We start from the raw sequence: 18,927 nt of genomic DNA on the forward strand, positions 1-18,927 counted from the left end.
TCTAGCATGACACAACCTATACGGGAAACCGTGCGTTATGTCAAGATGCAACGCATGAGGACCGGACGCCAAGCGTACGGTCCCCTTAACAAATCATTGACTTTCACCCGGGGAATCGCGGTCCCGTCAATCGCTGCTGTTCTGCCGGTCCGCCTCGATCTGGCGCCACTTGGCAACGTTGCGGTTGTGCTCTTCCAGCGTCGCGGCAAAGGCATGCCCACCGCTGCCATCGGCCACGAAGAACACGAAGTCGGTCTCTTCGGGGGCCACCGCAGCCTGCAGGCTGGCCAGTCCGGGGTTGGCGATGGGGGTCGGCGGCAAGCCTTCGATTACATAGGTGTTCCAAGGCGTTACACGACGAAGCTCACTCTGCCTCAATCCCCGGCCCAGCACACCCTCACCCTTGGTGATCCCATAGATCACCGTCGGATCGGTCTGAAGCCGCATGCCGCGCTCCAACCGGTTGATGAACACGCTGGCCACCTGCCCGCGCTCGTCCGGCACCCCGGTTTCCTTCTCGATGATCGAGGCCAGGATCAGCATCTCTTCCTGGGTATCGAATGGCAGGCCTTCGCGCCGCGCCGCCCAGGTCTCGGCGATGCGTTGCTCTTGCCGCTCCTGCATCTCGGCCAGAAGGGCGCCCCGGTCGTCGCCGCGCGCCACCTCGTAGCTGTCGGGCGCAAGCATGCCCTCCTGCGGCCGGGTTCCGACCTCGCCGCCCAGCACCTCGATCGCCTTCAGCGCGTCGACCACCTGCCAGCTTGTCACCCCCTCGGCCACCGCGATCCGGAACCGGGTGTCGGCCTGGGCCTGCTTTTGTACAAAAACCTCGGGAAACTCCCCGGATTTCAGATCGAACTCGGCCTTCTCGACAAAGGTGCGCGTCGCCGGATCCAGCTCTCGCACTTCGACCTGCGTCCGGGTCACACCAACCCGGTAGACGATCTCGGTGCCGCAGGTACTGGCGCCGCCGCGGGTGATCTGCGCAACGATCTCTTCCATCGAGGCATCCTCGCGCAGCAGGAAACTGCCGGCCTTGAGATGGCCGGACTTGTCAGAGTAATCGGCGCCGACACGAAAGATGGTGCCGCTGGTGATCGCGCCCTGCTCTTCCAGCTCGCGACTCACCCGCGTCAGGGTGCTGCCGCGCTCGACGCGCAGGCAGATCGCCGTTTCCAGCGGCCCCTCGGCGGTGTATTGCGCCTTTCCCCAAAGGATCACGCCGGCCAACAGAAACAGGACAATCGCAAGGATTGTCAGCATGTTAGAGGCAAGGCTGCGCCACATTACTCAGGCTTTCCGAACACGACGCTCGCATTTGTGCCACCAAAGCCAAAGCTGTTGGACAGCGCCACGTTGATCTCGCGCTCACGTTTCTTGTTGGCGGCCAGATCCACCGGCGACTCCACCGCGGGATTGTCCAGGTTCATCGTCGGCGGCGCCACCTGGTCGCGGATCGCCAGGATCGAGAAGATCGCCTCGATCGCACCGGCCGCGCCCAGCAGGTGGCCGGTCATCGACTTGGTCGAGGACATCGTCACCTTGGCCGCCGCATTGCCCAGCAGCCGCTCCACCGCGCCCAGCTCGATGGTGTCGGCCATGGTCGAGGTGCCGTGCGCGTTGATGTAATCCACATCCCCCGGCTGCAACCCGGCATTCTTCAGCGCCGCCCGCATCGAGCGTTCGCCGCCCTCGCCATCCTCCGACGGCGCGGTGATGTGATAGGCATCGCCCGACAGGCCGTAGCCCAGCACCTCGGCATAGATCTTGGCGCCGCGTGCCTTGGCGTGCTCGTATTCCTCCAGCACCACGACACCGGCACCCTCGCCCATGACAAAGCCGTCCCGGTCCTTGTCATAGGGCCGGCTGGCGAACTCGGGGGTGTCTCCGTATTTCGTCGACAGCGCCTTGCAGGCGTTGAAGCCGGCGATGCCGATCTCGCTGATCGCCGCCTCGGCGCCGCCCGCAACCATGACTTCCGCGTCACCGTGGCGGATCAGCCGGCTGGCATCACCAATCGCATGCGCGCCGGTGGAACAGGCCGTCACCACCGCGTGGTTCGGTCCCTTGAAGCCAAAGCGGATGCTGACCTGCCCGGAGATCAGGTTGATCAGCGCCCCGGGAATGAAAAACGGCGAAACCCGCCGCGGCCCGCGTTCCTTGATCAGCAGGGCGGTATCGGCGATCGAGTTCAGCCCGCCGATGCCCGAGCCGATCATCACCCCGGTCCGCTCGCGGTCTTCGTCGGCTTCCGGCATCCAGCCGGAGTCGCGCACCGCCATGTCGGCCGCGGCCACGCCGAAAAGGATGAAATCATCGACCTTGCGCCGTTCCTTCGGCAGCATCCAGTCATCGGGGTTGAATGTGCCGTCGCTGCCGTCCCCAAAGGGCACTTCGCAGGCATAGGTGGTGGTCACGCCACTGGCGGCGGCATCGAACCGCGTGATCGTTCCGGCTCCGGTTCGCCCCTCCAGCAGCCGGGTCCAGGTTTCCTCGACTCCGCAGGCCAGCGGTGTCACCAATCCCAGCCCGGTTACAACGACTCTGCGCATGAACAACCCTCTTGCCTCAATCCGCCTGAAATCCGCTCATACCCCGCCCCGGGGGATGGGGGCAAGAGTAACGGCACCTTCTGTGCCGCTTCCTTTGTGATGCTCAGGGAATATTCCGCCTGGCGACGCCGATTGCAGCGCGTCGTTGCGCGCGCCCCGCCCTATAGAAACTCCGCTACGGGTTCCGGGCCGGGCTGGGCCACCTGCAGCGCCTCGGCCAGATCGAGCGTCTTGCGAAACAGCGCCCGGCCGACCAGCACACCGGCGATATTGTGGATGTACTTGAGCCGCGCGATGTCATCCGCGTTGCGCACGACACCGCTCGCAATCACGGGGGCACGGGCCTTTTGCGCCAGTCCGGAAATCAGGCCGAGCTGCGCCTCGACATCCTCCATATCGCTGTCCACATCGGTCACCACGATCCCGGCAAAGGGGGCATCGCCAAAGGCCTCGATGAAGCGCTCGGGGGTAAAGGCGCTCGCGGTGCGCCAGCCTTCGGTCATCACCTGGCCCTGCCAGACATCCACCGCCAGAACGATCTGATCGGGATGATATTTGGCCAGTTCCCGCACTGCCTCGGGCTCCCGCGCGGCCCAGGTGCCGATCACGATGCGTCCGGCCCCCTTGTCGATCCAGCGTTCGGCCACCTCGCGGCTGCGCATGCCGCCGCCCAGTTGCACCGGGATGCCGGCGGCACGGATGATCTCCTCGACCAGCTCGGCGTTGCCACCGCCGCCCTCGACCGCGTCGAAATCGGTCAGGTGCATCCATTCGGCCCCCGCGGCGGCGAACCCGCGCGCGGTCTCCACCGGATCGACATGCCAGATCATCGGCGCGTCCAGCCGCCCCCGATCCAGCGTGACGCAGCGCCCGTTCTGCAATTCCATCGTCGGGTAAATGATCATCGGTTCCCCCTCTCGCACACCGGCTCCTCCGGCTCGGGCAGCTTAGCCGGTGCCAACGGCCACGATCACACGCATTCGGCATCGCGTGCACCGTTTGCGGCACCCGGGCCCGCGTCGCGGGACACCATCGATTATATATCATGGGGGCGGAAACGAGAAACGGCGCCCCGATAAGGACGCCGCTCCGCAAATTCGTTTGGGGAAACCTGCCCCGATCAGGAGGCTTCGGTGATGAACTTCACCGCGTCGCCAAATGTCTGGATGGTCTCGGCGGCGTCATCCGGGATCTCGATGCCGAACTCTTCTTCGAAGGCCATGACCAGTTCAACGGTATCCAGGCTGTCAGCGCCAAGATCGTCGATGAACGAGGCGCTCTCGGTCACCTTCGCCTCTTCAACACCCAGGTGTTCCACAACGATCTTCTTAACGCGATCTGCGACGTCGCTCATGTCTCTTCCTCATTCCGTTCGAGGCCTCTGGCCCCAGTTTTTGCCCTCGCCCACTCGGGGTGGCTTGGTTTTGCCCGGTCCGGGCGGCTCGGTCCCGGAGGTCCGGGATGTGGCAGGAGCCGGCCGCGCGCGGCCGTCGCCTCAAATGTGCGCCGCCTATAGCATAGTCCGGCGCGTTGGCAAACGCTTTCGCTTGTGCGGCGAAAGCGCTTCTATAGCATGGCCATCCCGCCGTTCACATGCAAGGTCGCACCGGTGACATAGGCGGCCTCCGGGCTGGCGAGATAAAGAACCGCCGCGGCAATCTCCTCCGGAGCACCCATGCGGCCGGCCGGGATTTGTGCGTTGATCTTGGCCTTTTGGTCGTCGGTCAGCTTGTCGGTCATCGCCGTTGCGATGAAGCCCGGCGCCACCGCGTTGACGGTGATTCCCCGGCTCGCCACCTCGGAGGCGAGCGATTTCGACATGCCGATCACGCCCGCCTTGGAGGCGGCATAGTTGCCCTGCCCCGGGTTGCCGGTGGCCCCCACGACAGAGCTGATGTTCACGATCCGGCCCCAGCGCGCCTTCATCATGCCGCGCAGTACCCCCTTGCACAGCTTGAAGGTGGCGGTGAGGTTCACGTCGAGCACGCTTTGCCATTCGTCGTCGGACATCCGCATGAACAGGTTGTCGCGGGTGATTCCGGCATTGTTGACCAGGATATCCACCCCGCCCATCACCTCGGCGGCCTGTTTCGGCAACGCCTCGACCGCCGCCGGATCGCTCAGGTTGCAGGGCAGCACGAAGGCACGCTCGCCCAACTCGGCGGCCAGCGCCTCCAGCGGCTCGGTCCGGGTGCCCGAAAGCCCCACAGTCGCCCCCGCGCCATGCAGCGCCCTGGCGATCGCGCCGCCGATGCCGCCCGAAGCGCCGGTGACCAGCGCCGTCTTGCCCGTCAAATCGAACATCGTCCTGTTCCTTTCTGCTTGCGCGGACACCCCATCGAGCGCCCGGCCTCAAATCACATAGCTTCGACCGCGGCCGTCACGTCGTCCGGCGCGCCCACCGCCCTGCCGGCAATCGCGCGGTCGATCTTGCGGATCATCCCCGACAGCGCCTTGCCGGCGCCGATCTCCCAGGTCTCGGTCACGCCCTGGGCGGCCATGTACTGCACGCTCTCGCGCCAGCGGACAGCGCCGGTGACCTGTTCGACCAGCAGCGCGCGGATCATGTCTGGATCGCTGACCGCCTCGGCGCGCACGTTGGCGATCAGGGGCACGGCGGGCGCCTTGATCTCGACCCCGGCCAGGGCCTCGGCCATAACCTCGGCGGCGGGCCGCATCAGCGCGCAGTGGAACGGCGCGCTCACCGGCAGCATGATGGCGCGCTTGGCGCCCTTTGCCTTGGCGATCTCGGCGGCGCGTTCGACCGCCGCCTTGGCGCCCGAGACCACCACTTGCGTCGGGTCGTTGTCATTGGCAGCCTGGCAGACCTCGCCCTGGGCGGCCTCCTCGGCCACCGCGCGCACCGCGTCCAGATCCAGCCCCAGAACGGCGGCCATCGCCCCCTCGCCCACCGGCACCGCCGATTGCATCGCGCGGCCCCGCGTGCGCAGCAGCCGCGCGGTATCCGACAGGCTGATCGAACCGGCAGCGCAGAGCGCGGAATATTCGCCCAGCGAATGCCCCGCGACAAAAATGGCGGCATCAATGCCCACGCCCTCGGCCTCCAGCGCCCGCATCGCCGCCAGCGAGGTCGCCATCAGCGCCGGCTGCGCGTTCTGCGTCAGGGTCAGCGTCTCGATGTCCCCGTCCCAGATCAACGCGCTCAGCGTCTCCCCCAGCGCCGCGTCGACTTCGTCGAACACCGCTTTGGCGGCCGGATAGGCCTCGGCCAGCGCCTGGCCCATGCCGATGGTCTGCGCCCCCTGCCCGGGGAATACGAATGCGCGGCTCATGCCGTCCTCCTGCTTGCCTATGCGCCGGGAATAGACCGCCGCGCCGCTCTGTGCAATGGCGCGCCGGGGCTGTGCCCGGACGCCCGTTGTCCGCGCCGCGCCGCGGCGTAAGTTCACGGCAAAGCATTCTTTCAGAGTACAATAAATCAGGAGCACCCCCAATGCCCCCCGGCAACACGCTTTCCAACACGTCCCAGAGCTACGGTGCTGTCACCAAGACATTTCACTGGCTGACCGCCCTGCTGATCCTTTCCGCCTTGCCGTTGGGCTGGATCGCCTCGGACCTCGCCCACCAGGTCACCGACCCGGCCAGCGGCGCCACGGATACCGAGGTGGCCCGCGCCGCTCTGCTGTTCTCCCTGCACAAGACCGTGGGCGTCGCGGTGTTCTTCACCGCGCTGGCGCGCATCCTCTGGACCGTGACGCAGAAACGCCCCGGGCTGCTCAACGCCGACGACCGGCTGGAGGCAACTGCGGCCGAGCTGGTTCACTGGCTGCTTTACGGCGCGCTGGTTCTGGTTCCGTTGTCGGGCTGGGTGCACCATGCCGCCACCACCGGGTTTGCACCGATCCTCTGGCCCTTTGGCCAGTCGCTGCCCTTCGTGCCGAAAAGCGGGGCGGTGGCCGAGATGTCTGGCGCCATCCACTATGTCGCCATGCTGGTACTGGTCGCCGCCCTGCTGGCCCATGTGGCCGGCGCGCTCAAGCATTTCGTGATCGACCGCGATTTCACCCTGCAGCGGATGCTGCCGGGGTTCGGTGCCGGGCCGCGCCCGCCTGCCGTGCGCCATGCCGCCCTGCCACCGGTGCTGGCCGGGCTGGTCTGGATCGTCGCGCTGGGTCTCGGCGGCTGGAGCGGTCAGGCCGCGCTGCGCGACAGCACCCCGCAGAGCGCCGCGCTGGAACAGGTCGCCTCCGACTGGCAGGTGCAGGAAGGCACGCTGGAGATCACCGTGCGACAGATGGGCAGCGCGGTCACGGGGCGGTTCGACGACTGGACCGCCGCAATCACCTTTACCGACCGCGCCCTCCCCGGTCCCGCCGGGTCGGTCGAGGTTCAGGTCTCGATCCCCTCGCTCACGCTCGGCTCGGTCACGGCACAGGCGATGGGCCCCGACTTTTTCGATGCCGAAAGGTTCGCGCATGCCGTCTTCCGCGGCGAGATCATCAGGACCGAAGGCGGCTACATCGTCCGCGGCCCGCTCAGCCTGAAGGGGGTCGAGATGGTGATCGAATTGCCCTTCGCGCTGGAGATCGACGGCGACACCGCGCGAATGACCGGCGCGCTCTCGCTGGACAGGCTGGCCTTTGGCGTCGGGGAAAGCATGGCCGACGCAGGATCGCTCGGCCACGGGGTCGAGGTGGCGGTCGACCTCATCGCGCAGCGCGGCCCGCGCCCCTTGTCCTGACCCTGCGCAGAGCCCCGCACATCCCATGAAGAAAAGCCGCCGGCGCCAAATGGCCCCGGCGGCAACTTGTTAACTCCACACCCCTGTTCGGCGGGCCGTTTGCCACCCCAACCGGCGGCCCCGCCATGTCTCGGTAAGAAGCTAGGGCGCAAGGGCATCAGGGCTATAGCCGCAACTGAAAAAGATCCTGGGAACCCAATCCCACCCCAAGCACGACACGGAAGTCCGGGCACGCCGGCAACAGCAAACCACACAAAAAACCGCCGGCGCCATCGGGCGCCGGCGGTCGTATCGCGCGAGGCGGGGCGGCTTATTCGGCCTTCATCGCCTCGATCGACAACTCGACGGCAACCTCGTCGCTGATGTAGGGGGCGAACTTGCCCAGGTTGTAGTCGCTGCGCACGAGCGTGGTGCTGGCGCTGAACCCGGCCCAGGGCTTGCCCGCCATCGGGTGATCGCCCGCCTGGTTCAGCACGGCGTCGAGCACGACCTCTTTGGTCACCCCGTTCAGGGTCAACTCGCCGGTGATCCTGGCGGTGGTCTCGCCCGTCACCTCGATCCCGGTGGAGGAAAAGCTGACCATCTCGTCATCGCTGGCGTCAAAGAAATCCGGCGACATGAAGTGATCGAACCGTTCCTGCCAGCCGGTCAGCATCGAGGTCACCGGCATCGCAACCGAGACGCTGGAGTTGGCCGGATCTTCCTGATCGAACATGATCTCGCCCTCGAAGCCCGAGAACATGCCGTAGCCGGTGGAAAAGCCCAGGTGGTTGTAGCTGAACACGATCTGGCTGTGGCTGGAATCCAGCACGTATTTCTCGGGTGCGGCAACAGCGGCGGTAGCGGCGACCGCGGACAGGGCGGCAGCAAGCAAAGCGGATTTCATTCCATTATCTCCGATTGGTTTTTTTCGGTTTCAGATGGAGATCAAATTGCTTTTGCTGCGGCTGCAAACAAGGCCGTAAAATCCAACAGGACCTGTGATCAGGTGAACAGTACCGACCGGATCAGCTGCAAAGGTTCACCAGTTGGCGCAACTGGTTTTCCAATGCCGCGCGCCGGACCGGATCCGCAACGCGCAGCCCCAGCAGCAGACGACCATCGAAATCGTAAAGCTCGACCCGGCCATTGTGAAAATGCACCCGGCCCAGGCTGTCGTACCCGCGGCGCAACACCACATGCGGCTGGCCGTCTGCGGATTTGACCAGCACCCGAAGCTCGCGCCGGATCGGGTCAAAGCAGACCTCGGGCGCGTTTTCTTCGTGATGGATCATCACCAGCGCCACCCCGCAGAACAGGAAGAACAGCGACGCGCCCAGTTTCATGAGCACCAGATCCGCATCCGACGCGCTGCCGGGAAGGACCCACATCGCCGCCGCCACCAGGATCAGAAAGGTCCCGATGAAGCGAAAGAACACCGGAACCAGCGCGAACCGCGGCCCGAACCCCACGTGAACCGGGGTGCCGTCACCGGCATATGGCTCCGGCGCCACCGGCCCAAGCCCCGCGAAATCTATCTGTCCCATCTCAGCAGCTCTGTCCAGTTGCCCGGCCCCGCTGCCCATTTCCGGCCCGAAATGCGTCAGGATTGCGGCAAGGAGGTGGAATTCGCCGGGCACCCCGGCCCACGTCCAAGCAGGCTTGTCCCCCCGGCTGAAACGTGTATACGAGGCCATCCTTTCGCACCACGAACCTAACCGCGCAGTCTCTCGTGGCGGGGCCGCGAAAGGGAATGGCCCCACCTATGAAATGCGCCTTGACAGAAACAGGAGAGCACATGCCTTTTTATGAGCATGTCATGATCGCGCGTCAGGACCTTTCCAACACGCAGGCCGAAAGCCTTGTCGAGCACTTCGGCACCGTCCTCGCCGACAACGGCGGCAAACTCGTCGAGAGCGAGTACTGGGGCGTCAAGACGATGGCCTACAAGATCAACAAGAACCGCAAGGGGCATTATGCCTTTCTGAAGACCGACGCACCCGCGCCGGCGGTTCAGGAAATGGAACGCCTGATGCGCCTGCACGACGACGTGATGCGGGTTCTGACCATCAAGGTCGACGAACACGCAGAAGGCCCGTCGATTCAGATGCAGAAGCGCGACGACCGTGACCGCGGCGACCGCCGCGAACGTCGCTGATCAACCCGAAGAAAGGACGCTAAGACATGGCTGCTAAACCGTTTTTCCGCCGCCGCAAGGTCTGCCCCTTCTCGGGCGACAACGCACCCAAGATCGACTACAAGGACACCCGCCTGCTGCAGCGCTACATCAGCGAACGCGGCAAGATCGTGCCCTCGCGCATCACCGCCGTTTCGGCCAAGAAGCAGCGTGAACTGGCCCGCGCCATCAAACGCGCCCGCTTCCTCGCCCTGCTGCCCTACGCTGTGAAGTAAGGAGAAAGCCTGATGCAAGTTATCCTTCTCGAACGCGTGGCCAAGCTGGGCCAGATGGGCGACGTCGTCGACGTCAAGCCCGGCTTCGCCCGCAACTACCTGCTGCTTCAGGGCAAGGCGCTGACCGCGTCGAAAGAGAACATCGCCTCTTTCGAACAGCAAAAAGCCCAGCTCGAGGCGCGCAACCTCGAAACCAAGAAAGAAGCCGAGGATCTGGCCGAGCGTCTCGGCGGCCAGCAGTTCGTGGTGATTCGCCAAGCCTCCGACGGCGGCAACCTCTATGGTTCGGTCACCACCCGCGACGCCGCGGACGTGGCCACCGAGGAAGGCTTCACCCTCGACCGCAAGCAGGTCATCATCCGCCAGCCGGTCAAGACGCTTGGTCTGCATGAGGTCGAGGTGCACCTGCACCCCGAGGTCATGGTCACCATCGCGCTGAACGTGGCCCGCTCGCCCGAAGAGGCCGAGCTGCAGGCCTCGGGCAAGTCGATCCAGGAACTGGCCGCCGAGGAAGAGGCGCAGGCCGAGTTCGAGATCTCGGAACTGTTCGACGACATCGGCAGCGCCGCGTCGGAAGACGAGGACATGGGCGAAACCAGCCGCGAAGCGGCCGCCCCCGAAGGCGACGAAACCGCCTCCTGACCGGATCCGAGCGCTTATCAAGGGGGCCGCACGGGTAACGTGCGGCCCTTTTTCGTTTCGCGGGCGTCCCGTCGCCGGCAATGCGCCGCCCATGTCAAACCGCTGCCTTCTTGCCGCCACGCAACCCGGGTAGAGTGGAGCCAGCAACACGCACAGGTAATCCCATGACCCATTTCACGCGCCGACGCGCGCTTTTTGTCCTCTCTGCCCCGCTCTTGGTCGCCGCATGCGGGCGGCGTGTCCATCGCTCCAGCCGTAACGCCCCCTCCGATCCGCCGCTCTACCCCAACGAAACACCGCAATTGCGCCGACTCATCAACAAATGGGCCGATCACTACGAGGTGCCCCGCGCACTGGTGCATCGCGTCGTGATCCGCGAAAGCACCCACCAGCCCGGGGCGCGCAACGGCCCCTACTACGGGCTGATGCAGATTCACCCCAAAACCGCCCGCGGCATGGGATTTCGCGGAAACGCGAACCAGCTCCTGGAGGCCGGCACCAACCTGAAATACGCGGTGAAATACCTGCGCGGTGCCTGGCTGGTGTCGGACGGCAGCTATGACAAAGCCGTGGGCTGGTATGCGCGCGGCTATTACTACGAGGCAAAGCGCCGTGGCATGCTGGAGGAAACCGGACTGATCTGATCCCGGTCGGCCCGGTCTGGCGGTGCGGAACCGCCGGTTGCAACTATCGGCTGATTGCAATTGCCTCACTGCCTTGTTTAGGGCAGAACAATAAAAATAACTAAATGGTGACGATGTAGGCGGTAGCATCGATGCTGCCGCACTTTGTGCCTGTATGGACGGGGTTTAGGGACCGAAGGTGATTTATGAACGAGATTGATGTTTTCGTCGGCAACAGGATCCGGGCGCGGCGCTACGCACTGGGGATCAGCCAGTCCGAGCTTGGGGCGGCGATCGGCGTGCGCTTTCAACAGATCCAGAAATACGAAACCGGCGCCAACCGGGTCAGCGCATCGCGGCTTTGGGCGGTTGCGGAAAAGCTGGGCGTGGACATCGAGTATTTTTTCCAGGGGATTCGCCCGGTCCGGGACGGCGACGACGATTCTGGCAAACCGGAAAACCGCATGGCGTTTCTGTCCGATCAGGAGTCGATCCAGATGATGGAGTTGTTCCATCAGCTTCCCAGTTCACAACGCAGCGCGGTTCTGGCTATCGTCAGGTCAATGGCCGAAGCGCCGCTTGAACAATCGATTCGGGTGGCGACCTGACACGGGCGCAAGGCCTGACCGCAGCAGACAGGCCCCGGGGGAGGCGCGAACTTGAACCTGATCGACCTCAGCACGGTTCCTGATACCGGCGACAACTTCACGTCCTTTCTGAACGATCTGTGCCGCGAACTGGGGTTTGACTTTGCCTCCTACGCCACGTCGCATCCGATTACCGGGGATGTCCAGGGCTACGCCAACTACCCCGATGAATGGAAGCTGCACTATGGCCGGCGCGGCATGCACCGGGTCGATCCAACGTTGTACCAGTCCGCAAGAAGCATCGCGCCGGTGGACTGGAATCGTTTTACCGATCACCCGCATTTCCGCGACGTGTTCTTCGACGCGCATGACTTCGGCATTTCCAATTGCGGCCTGACCGTTCCGGTACGCGGGCCTTATGGCGAATGCGGCCTGCTCAGCGTCACCCGCGATTGCCATAAAACCGAATGGAAAAAACAAAAGCGTGCGGTGATCGGCGATCTGCAATTCGCCGCCGTGCACATGCATGACAACGTGATGCGCTCCGGGGTGCTGCAACAGGCATTGCGCCGCCCTTCCCTTTCCATGCGCGAGATGCAGATCCTGCAGTGGGTTGCCGCAGGAAAAAGCCAGCAGGACATCGGTGACATCCTGTCGATCTCGCATCGGACCGTCGAGGTACACCTGCGCTCCAGCCGCGAGAAGCTCTGCGCGCTGACCACCGCGCAGGCGGTCGGGCGGGCGATCGGACTCGGGTTGATCTACCCGAGCTGAGCCCCGGCCCGCGGCCGCCTATTCCCGTTCCCGGCGGCGAACGCCGCCCCCCCTCACGGCACTACGGGAAATCCCTAATGGTCGGCGTGATGGTTATGGATAACCATGTGTAAACGTGACGACTTGTGGGGATGCAAATGATCATCGTAATCGACGCACTAAACAAACACAGATTCCAGGGGGTCCTGGATGAAATGCACAAACTGCGGGCGCGGGTGTTCCAGGGACGTCTCGGCTGGGACGTTACGGTGCGGGACGGTCGTGAGGCGGATGTTTTCGACAGCCTCGATCCTGCGCATGTGGTTTGCCTCGACGCGGACGGCGACGTCGTCGGCTGCATGCGCCTGCTGCAAACGACGGGTCCGCACATGCTGTCCGATGTCTTTAACGACCTGCTTGATGGTGAACCGCCCCTGCGCAGTTCACGGATCTGGGAGGCGACCCGGTTCTGCGTGGACACCGCCAAGCTGGGCGGCGGCAAGACGCGCAACTCGATCTCCTATGTGACCAGCGAGGTGATGATCGGGGCCTTTGAATACGCTCGCGAGGCCGGGGTGCTGGATGCCGTCGCGGTGATCGACCCGGTGATGAACCGGGTGATGATCCGCTCGGCCAATGCGCCTTGCGATTACCTTGGCTCACCCAAACCGATGGGCAAGGTCACGGCAATGGCGGCGCTGATGGACTGCTCCGAGGACCGTATCCAGGCGATCCGTGACTTTGCCGAGATCCGCCACGATGTGTTTCTGACCGAAGACAGCGCCGAGGAGCTGTTCCAGCGCAACCGCGCACAACAGGCGTCTCGACCCGCTGCTGCCCGAATGTCGTCCAATGCAAAGACCGAAAAGGCGCACCCGATGCCCGCGAAGCGAAAGACCCCTCGGATCAACGCGCTGCAACTCTACTGTTGCGAGCAGATACTCAATGCGAAATCCCAATCCGACATCAATGCGGCACAGGCCCTGGTCGAAGCCCTGTCGGACAAACTCGGCACGAACAGCGCCGCCGAACTTTGCCGGATGACCCGCGCCAGCGCGCGTGGCGCGCGGCAATCGGTCCTTGTGGCCGCCAAGTAGGGAACTCCATCGGGACCGGGTAACGGATCCCCCGGTTCCCTGCCCCGCAAATGAAAACGGGCCGCCCAATGGGCGGCCCGCTGCGCTTCACCGCTGTGAAACGGATCAGTCTTCGTCTTCCATGTCTTCGACGGCCTTTTGCAGCTCGTCCTTGGAGATCTCTTTCTCGGTCACCGTGGCCAGTTCGCAGACGTAGTCCACGACCTTGTCCTCGAAGATCGGCGCGCGCAGCTGCTGCTGCATCTGGGCGTTCTGCTGCACGAACTCGAAGAACTGGCGTTCCTGGCCCGGATACTGGCGGGCCTGGTTCATGATCGCCTGGGTCATCTCGGCATCGGTGACCTCGACCTCGGCCTTCTGACCCAGCTCGGCCAGCAGCAGCCCGAGGCGCACGCGGCGCTCGGCCAGTGCCTTGTGCTCTTCGGTCGGCTCCATCTCGCCATGGTCGTGGCCGTGATCTTCCGGATGCTCCTCGTGATACAGCTGGTGCGCGATCTGCTTTGCCTCGGCCTCCACCAGGCTCGGCGGCAGGTCAAACTTGACCATCTCGTCCAGCGTGTCCAGCAGCCCGCGCTTGAGCACCGCGCGGGCGGCGCCGGCGTATTCGGCCTCCAGCCGCTCGGCGATCTGGCCCTTCAGCGCGGCCAGATCCTCGGCGCCGAATTTTGTCGCCAGTTCATCGTTGATCTCGGCGGCGACCGGCTCCTTCACCTCCTTGATGGTGCAGGAGAACACGGCTTCCTTGCCGGCCAGATTCTCGGCCTGGTAATCCTCGGGGAAAGTGACGGTGACGTCCTTTTCCTCGCCCGCCTTGACGCCGGAGAGCTGCTCTTCGAAACCGGGGATGAACTGGCCAGAGCCCAGCACCAGCGGGTAATCCTCGGCCGAGCCGCCCTCGAAGGCCTCCCCATCGACCTTGCCGACGAAATCGAACACGACCTGATCGCCGTCCTGCGCCGCGGCACCCTCTTCGCGGGCATTGAAATCCTGCGCGGTCTCGGCCAGGCTGCTCAGCGCCTCGTCAACGGCGGCATCGTCGGCCTTGACCACCATCCGCTCCAGGCTGACCGAGGTCAGGTCCACTTCGGGGATTTCGGGCAGTTTTTCGTACGCCATCTCGACCAGGACATCGTCGCCCTCGGACCAGTCCTCATTGGTCATCTTGACCTCGGGCTGGAGCGCCGGGCGGTCGCCGCTGTCCTCGAAATGCTTGTTCATGGCACCGTCGACAGCTTCCTGCATGGCTTCGCCGATCAGGCGCTGGCCAAACTGCTTTTTCAGCAGCGCCATCGGGACCTTGCCCTTGCGAAAACCCTTCATCTCAACCTCGGGCTGGGCCTCGGCCAGTTTCTCGTTGACCTTGTCGTCCAGCTCCTGCGCCGTCAGCATCAGCTTGTAGGCGCGCTTCAGACCTTCGTTCAGCGTCTCGGTGACCTGCATCATATTCCCCATAGAGTCGAAAGCGCGCGAAAGCCGCGCGCGCGTCAAATTTGTGGCCTTCTATGTGTCCGCGCCCGGCTGTGCAAGGGCCATTGCGGCAGCACCGGCGGAAACACCCCTGCCCCCGGCGCGAAAACAGCCCGCCACAAATGCGGCGAACTGCCTGATCGGGCCGGAGGAAAGGAGCCCGATCAGAACTTCCAGCGGGCCCCGAAGATGACCGCGGTCAGATCGTTGTAGGCTGTCGCGCTGGTATCCTCATAGGAATACTCGCGATAGCCCAGGTAGGTTTCCATGTTCAGCCTGTCGATATTCTGCACGACGGCCAAACCGTAGGATTCCGATTCCGACCCCGGTGTCACGAGATCGTCGCCGCTGTAGAAGTCCAGCGAAACCGCGGTCGAACCGATGGCGAACAGGTCCGCCTTGTAGCCCAGTTTGACATAGGCGTAGTTGCCGGAGGTATCGCGGTCGCCATAACCTACTGTACCGTTGAGGCCCGAGCTGTGCAGCGCGCTGAACGATGCCACGGTATCGCGGGTATCGGTTCCGGTGGCCTTGTCGGTCCAGACCACGCCCAGGGCACCGTCGAGATCGAATTCGCCAAGCGCCTTGCCATAGCGCAGGGTGACGTCATAGGCCTTGTCGTCATTGCCGGTCTTCAGGATATCGGTGCCGTAGGACGCCGAGAAGGTGAAGCCGTTGAACGACGGGCTGTCATAGCGAACACGGCCAAGGCGTCCACCGTCTAGCGAATTGAAGGCATCGCCGACCTCGATCCCCGACAGCGCCCCGGCGGTGGTTGTGAACTGGAAGCTGCTGGCAAGGTCTTCGGTTGCCACGGTCGCGGACAGGCCGGTCCCCGATTGGTCGGCGCCGGTCAGGCCGTCGCTGGCCATGCTGCCCTGACCGATCGAGAAGGTACCGTAGGTGCCGGACAGGCTGAAGTCGATCTTGCGGATATCGGACCGGTCCCAGTCGACCCAGTTGGGCGCCGCGCCCTGGTCCAGGCTGCCGGTCCCGCGCAGGGCGAAGGAGGTCTCGAAGTTGAACTGGAATTTGCTCGGACCGAAGGGCTGACGCAGGTAGAACCCGATCCGGCTCGGTGAGCCGGAGTTGTCGGCACCCTCGTTGTAGGAGTTCACGCCGTCGTCCACCGACAGGTAGGACGGGCTCAGGTGACCGTAAAACGTGAAGCTGCCGCCATTGGCGCTCTCATATGTCGGGCCGGCTAGTGCCGGGCTGCCCAGAACCGCAGTGGCGGCGGTCAGCGACAAGGTCTTGAGGAGGAGGTTGGACATCGTGTTGGGTCTCCATTGGTTGCGCCCTCTACCTAAGTGCGGGCCGCCAAGCCGCCAGATCGCAACCTAAACTGATTGGTTCATTTCTGCACTTGCACGGTTTCTGTTGCCGCAGGGCACCACCCGGAACACAAGCTGTGCAAACCTGCACAAACGCCGCCACGTAAGCCACCTTGCAACCCGCCCCGGTGATGACTTTCTGGTGTTGAACTGGGTGTTTAGATTGTCGAATACGCCGCATGAACGGCATGCTGGATCTTCGTTCGCTCCTGCACATCCCCCCAGACCGCTGCAGCTTTGCCCGGCCGACCTCGCCGGCATGGGGTGCACGGGTCCGGGGCCCGGCCCGCCATCTAAGTGCCCCTTCCGACAGGCTGTTTCCCCTGTGCCTTCAACAGCTCCACCGCTGCGGCCCGGGCGTCCCGTGCCGGCGCCTTGTCATGCGTCATCGCCGCCAGAACGATGGCGCCCTCCTTCAGGATCAGCAGCTGGCGTGCGATCCCCGGCGGGTCCTCCAGCCCGGCCGCCGTTGCCAGCACCGTGAAGTGATCCAGCAGCAACCGCTTGTGCTCGGCGGACTGGGCATTGATCGGGTCTTCCTTTTTCTGGAATTCCGCGCTGGCCTTGATGAACATGCAGCCCTGGAACTCGCGCCGGGCGAACCATTCCTCCAGCGCGTCGTAGATCGCGATGAGCTGACCCAGTGGCGTGTCGGCCAGTTCCTCCATCCGCCGGTAAAGCCAGTTGCGGAAATCCTCGTCGCGCAGGCGCAACACCGCGAGGATCAGATCCTCCTTGGAGCGAAAGTGCTTGTAGATCGAGGTTTTCGACACCCCGGTTTCGGCGGCCACCATGTCCATGCCGGTCGCATGGAAGCCGTTTCTGTAGAACAGGTTCAGGGAATTTCGAATCAGTTCCGAGCGTTTATTTGGTCTCATAGCGCCTCATGTATTTACCGATCTGTAAATCATAAGGTGAAAATATCGTCAATCTTTTTTACTTATTTTCAGATTACTAGAAGGTGATCCTTACCAACACTAGCGGATCACGTGCTGAAACGGACGAAAAAATCTTGAATCTATTAACCGATCTGTTCACCTTCCAAAGATGATTGACAGATCGGTAAACCCGGAAAGGATCTCTCCGTGACCAAGTTCGACGTCTCGATTTCCGCGCTGGCCCTGGACATACCGCTGTTCGCCAACCCGCCAGCGCAGGCCAGCCACCCCGATCTGTGCCTGGTAAGTATGCCGAAGACTGCCTTCCCGTTGCTGCCGGATACCCGGGCAAGCCGCCCGCTCCCGCGCGGGGTGGTCCGGCGCTTGATCGCAGAGACAAGGGGCGCCGCGCGCTGATCCCGAAACCGCGCGCCCCGAACCTGCCCCGGCCGGAATACTCCCCCCAAGATCTCCCACCGGCCGGGGCAGACATCAACAAATGGACAAGAGCAGATGACCCAAGATACCCGCCCCCCGCTTCCGCCGTTCACCGAGCAAACCGCGCTGAAAAAGGTACGCGCCGCCGAGGATGCCTGGAACAGCCGGACGCCCAGCCTGGTTGCACCGGCCTACACGACCGACAGCCAGTGGCGGAACCGGGCCGAGTTCCTGACCGGCCGGGAGTTGATCGAGGCCTTCCTGGCCCGCAAATGGGACAGGGAACTGGACTATCGCCTGATCAAAGAGCTCTGGACCTTTGCGGGGAACCTCATCGCGGTGCGTTTCGCCTATGAATGGCGCGATGACAGCGGGCAATGGTTCCGCTCCTTCGGCAACGAGAACTGGCAATTTGCGCCGGACGGCCGGATGGAGCGCCGCATCGCCAGCATCAACGACAGGCCGATCGACGAGGCGGAGCGGCTGTTCCGCTGGCCGCTCGGCCCGCGCCCGGCCGATCACCCCGGTCTGACCGACCTCGGTCTGTGACAGGGAGTTCCGATATGCCCGTAGCCTTTGCCAAGGTCGCCTTCACCCCCTCGGTTCTTGCCCAGCAGGAACGTATGGGCAGCGGGCGCTATGCCCGGCTGCTGTCTGAGGACAGACAGGGCGGCGACCGGATCGGCCCCGCCGAGCGCACCTTCATCGAACAGATCGACGGGTTCTACCAGGCCACGGTCTCGGAAACCGGCTGGCCCTATGTCCAGTTCCGCGGCGGTCCGCGCGGGTTCCTGCGGGTGCTGGACGACCAAACCATCGCCTATGCCGATCTGAGCGGAAACCGCCAGTACATCAGCCTGGGCAACCTGACGCGGAACCAGCGGGTTGCCCTGATCCTGATGGATTACGTCCACGCCCGGCGGCTAAAGATCTGGGGTCATGTCGAGATTGCCGACCCCGACGACGGCGACCTGGCCACCCGTGTTCCAACCCCCGGCACCGGGCAAGTGGAGCGGCTCATCACCATCCGCGTGGCCGCGCTCGACTGGAACTGTCCGCAACATATCCCGCAACGGCTGAACACCGAGGATGTCGCGGATCAGATCAAGGCCCTGAAGGCCGAGAATGACGCGCTCCGCGATGTGATTGCCCGCGGACAGAAATGAACCCTTTTCCAACCGGCGCCCTGCCCACCGCTCTCCTGACCGAAAGGACATTTGAAATGAAGACCGATCTGCTGAACTCCATCATCGCCGCGCTGCTGGCCGGTGTCGTTCTCCTGCCCGTCACCCTGCCGAAACCGGCCAGCGCCGACGAGGGCCCGTCGACCCGGTTCGCCGATGCCGGCGGTCTCATCCCGCGCGGTCAACCGTAACCCTGCAAAACTGTAACCCTGCAAAAGGGGGCGGCGCGCGCCGCCCCCGTTTATTCAGAGTACGATCTCCTCGACTGGTGAGGTCGAC

At 64.0% G+C, this 18,927-nt stretch carries 23 protein-coding genes; 12 read left to right on the forward strand and 11 right to left on the reverse strand.

Annotation, left to right across the window (positions count from 1 at the left end; genetic code table 11):
• Window positions 1-126: 126 nt before the first annotated feature.
• The 6 genes from mltG to fabD all read right to left on the reverse strand — a co-directional run bounded on the left by mltG (window position 127) and on the right by fabD (window position 5,845).
• Entirely contained in the window at window positions 127-1,287 is a 1,161-nt protein-coding gene (gene mltG / locus P1U75_RS07115; protein ID WP_300241455.1) for an endolytic transglycosylase MltG, read from the reverse strand.
• Window positions 1,287-2,552 carry a beta-ketoacyl-ACP synthase II gene (gene fabF / locus P1U75_RS07120; RefSeq protein WP_300241457.1) on the reverse strand — a complete coding sequence of 422 codons (1,266 nt, stop codon included), beginning with the start codon at window positions 2,550-2,552 and terminating at the stop codon, window positions 1,287-1,289. Before fabF ends, mltG begins: the two co-directional genes overlap by 1 nt.
• Window positions 2,553-2,713: 161 nt before the next feature.
• The gene (locus tag P1U75_RS07125; RefSeq protein WP_300241459.1) at window positions 2,714-3,457 is read right to left on the reverse strand and encodes a 1-(5-phosphoribosyl)-5-[(5-phosphoribosylamino)methylideneamino] imidazole-4-carboxamide isomerase; all 744 of its coding nucleotides are present in this window, start codon (window positions 3,455-3,457) and stop codon (window positions 2,714-2,716) included.
• A 215-nt stretch (window positions 3,458-3,672) separates the two neighbouring features.
• Window positions 3,673-3,906, reverse strand: a complete 234-nt coding sequence (locus P1U75_RS07130) for an acyl carrier protein (protein WP_300241462.1) — start codon at window positions 3,904-3,906, stop codon at window positions 3,673-3,675.
• A 212-nt stretch (window positions 3,907-4,118) separates the two neighbouring features.
• Window positions 4,119-4,856 (reverse strand): 3-oxoacyl-ACP reductase FabG, encoded by a 738-nt coding sequence (gene fabG, locus P1U75_RS07135; protein ID WP_300241464.1) that lies wholly within the window; start codon window positions 4,854-4,856, stop codon window positions 4,119-4,121.
• A 53-nt stretch (window positions 4,857-4,909) separates the two neighbouring features.
• On the reverse strand, window positions 4,910-5,845 hold the full coding sequence (gene fabD / locus P1U75_RS07140; protein WP_300241467.1) for an ACP S-malonyltransferase: 936 nt from the start codon (window positions 5,843-5,845) through the stop codon (window positions 4,910-4,912).
• A gap of 161 nt (window positions 5,846-6,006) precedes the next feature.
• Between fabD and P1U75_RS07145 the strand changes: the two genes are divergently transcribed.
• Window positions 6,007-7,254: a cytochrome b/b6 domain-containing protein gene (locus P1U75_RS07145; RefSeq protein ID WP_300241470.1), complete on the forward strand. Its 1,248-nt coding sequence runs from the start codon at window positions 6,007-6,009 to the stop codon at window positions 7,252-7,254.
• Between the two features lie 310 nt (window positions 7,255-7,564).
• On the opposite strand, the gene P1U75_RS07150 is transcribed toward P1U75_RS07145, so the two are convergent.
• Together P1U75_RS07150 and P1U75_RS07155 are read right to left on the reverse strand one after the other, a co-directional pair.
• The gene (locus P1U75_RS07150) at window positions 7,565-8,140 is read right to left on the reverse strand and encodes a YceI family protein (RefSeq protein ID WP_300241473.1); all 576 of its coding nucleotides are present in this window, start codon (window positions 8,138-8,140) and stop codon (window positions 7,565-7,567) included.
• Between the two features lie 121 nt (window positions 8,141-8,261).
• Window positions 8,262-8,780 (reverse strand): hypothetical protein, encoded by a 519-nt coding sequence (locus tag P1U75_RS07155; RefSeq protein WP_300241475.1) that lies wholly within the window; start codon window positions 8,778-8,780, stop codon window positions 8,262-8,264.
• 251 nt (window positions 8,781-9,031) lie between these two features.
• Here P1U75_RS07155 and rpsF point away from each other — a divergent pair, with 251 nt between their 5' ends.
• The 7 genes from rpsF to P1U75_RS07190 all read left to right on the forward strand — a co-directional run bounded on the left by rpsF (window position 9,032) and on the right by P1U75_RS07190 (window position 13,347).
• Entirely contained in the window at window positions 9,032-9,391 is a 360-nt protein-coding gene (rpsF, locus tag P1U75_RS07160; RefSeq protein WP_300241477.1) for a 30S ribosomal protein S6, read from the forward strand.
• A gap of 26 nt (window positions 9,392-9,417) precedes the next feature.
• Window positions 9,418-9,645 carry a 30S ribosomal protein S18 gene (rpsR, locus tag P1U75_RS07165; RefSeq protein WP_005982441.1) on the forward strand — a complete coding sequence of 76 codons (228 nt, stop codon included), beginning with the start codon at window positions 9,418-9,420 and terminating at the stop codon, window positions 9,643-9,645.
• A gap of 12 nt (window positions 9,646-9,657) precedes the next feature.
• Window positions 9,658-10,287, forward strand: a complete 630-nt coding sequence (rplI, locus tag P1U75_RS07170; protein ID WP_300241480.1) for a 50S ribosomal protein L9 — start codon at window positions 9,658-9,660, stop codon at window positions 10,285-10,287.
• Between the two features lie 164 nt (window positions 10,288-10,451).
• Window positions 10,452-10,931 carry a lytic transglycosylase domain-containing protein gene (locus tag P1U75_RS07175; RefSeq protein WP_300241483.1) on the forward strand — a complete coding sequence of 160 codons (480 nt, stop codon included), beginning with the start codon at window positions 10,452-10,454 and terminating at the stop codon, window positions 10,929-10,931.
• 185 nt (window positions 10,932-11,116) lie between these two features.
• Window positions 11,117-11,518: a helix-turn-helix transcriptional regulator gene (locus P1U75_RS07180; protein ID WP_300241485.1), complete on the forward strand. Its 402-nt coding sequence runs from the start codon at window positions 11,117-11,119 to the stop codon at window positions 11,516-11,518.
• 51 nt (window positions 11,519-11,569) lie between these two features.
• Window positions 11,570-12,271 carry an autoinducer binding domain-containing protein gene (locus P1U75_RS07185; protein ID WP_300241487.1) on the forward strand — a complete coding sequence of 234 codons (702 nt, stop codon included), beginning with the start codon at window positions 11,570-11,572 and terminating at the stop codon, window positions 12,269-12,271.
• 137 nt (window positions 12,272-12,408) lie between these two features.
• A complete protein-coding gene (locus P1U75_RS07190; RefSeq protein WP_300241489.1) occupies window positions 12,409-13,347 on the forward strand; it encodes an acyl-homoserine-lactone synthase in 939 nt (312 codons plus the stop codon).
• A gap of 105 nt (window positions 13,348-13,452) precedes the next feature.
• Here P1U75_RS07190 and tig read toward each other — a convergent pair whose 3' ends face one another.
• From tig to P1U75_RS07205, 3 genes are all read right to left on the reverse strand, one after another.
• The gene (tig, locus tag P1U75_RS07195; protein WP_300241492.1) at window positions 13,453-14,787 is read right to left on the reverse strand and encodes a trigger factor; all 1,335 of its coding nucleotides are present in this window, start codon (window positions 14,785-14,787) and stop codon (window positions 13,453-13,455) included.
• A 191-nt stretch (window positions 14,788-14,978) separates the two neighbouring features.
• Window positions 14,979-16,088, reverse strand: a complete 1,110-nt coding sequence (locus tag P1U75_RS07200) for a porin (RefSeq protein ID WP_300241494.1) — start codon at window positions 16,086-16,088, stop codon at window positions 14,979-14,981.
• A 353-nt stretch (window positions 16,089-16,441) separates the two neighbouring features.
• Entirely contained in the window at window positions 16,442-17,026 is a 585-nt protein-coding gene (locus P1U75_RS07205) for a TetR/AcrR family transcriptional regulator (RefSeq protein ID WP_300241496.1), read from the reverse strand.
• Between the two features lie 207 nt (window positions 17,027-17,233).
• Between P1U75_RS07205 and P1U75_RS07210 the strand changes: the two genes are divergently transcribed.
• The 4 genes from P1U75_RS07210 (at window position 17,234) to P1U75_RS07225 (ending at window position 18,839) form a co-directional block, all read left to right on the forward strand.
• Window positions 17,234-17,443, forward strand: coding sequence for a hypothetical protein (locus P1U75_RS07210; RefSeq protein WP_300241499.1), 210 nt, complete (start codon window positions 17,234-17,236; stop codon window positions 17,441-17,443).
• A gap of 96 nt (window positions 17,444-17,539) precedes the next feature.
• The gene (locus P1U75_RS07215; RefSeq protein WP_300241502.1) at window positions 17,540-18,013 is read left to right on the forward strand and encodes a nuclear transport factor 2 family protein; all 474 of its coding nucleotides are present in this window, start codon (window positions 17,540-17,542) and stop codon (window positions 18,011-18,013) included.
• Window positions 18,014-18,027: 14 nt separating this feature from the next.
• The gene (locus P1U75_RS07220) at window positions 18,028-18,630 is read left to right on the forward strand and encodes a pyridoxamine 5'-phosphate oxidase family protein (protein WP_300241505.1); all 603 of its coding nucleotides are present in this window, start codon (window positions 18,028-18,030) and stop codon (window positions 18,628-18,630) included.
• A gap of 56 nt (window positions 18,631-18,686) precedes the next feature.
• Window positions 18,687-18,839 carry a hypothetical protein gene (locus P1U75_RS07225; protein WP_300241508.1) on the forward strand — a complete coding sequence of 51 codons (153 nt, stop codon included), beginning with the start codon at window positions 18,687-18,689 and terminating at the stop codon, window positions 18,837-18,839.
• Window positions 18,840-18,927 lie beyond the last annotated feature (88 nt).

Source organism: Antarcticimicrobium sp., from assembly GCF_029212575.1.
In the GTDB taxonomy this organism is placed as follows: Bacteria; Pseudomonadota; Alphaproteobacteria; order Rhodobacterales; family Rhodobacteraceae; genus Antarcticimicrobium.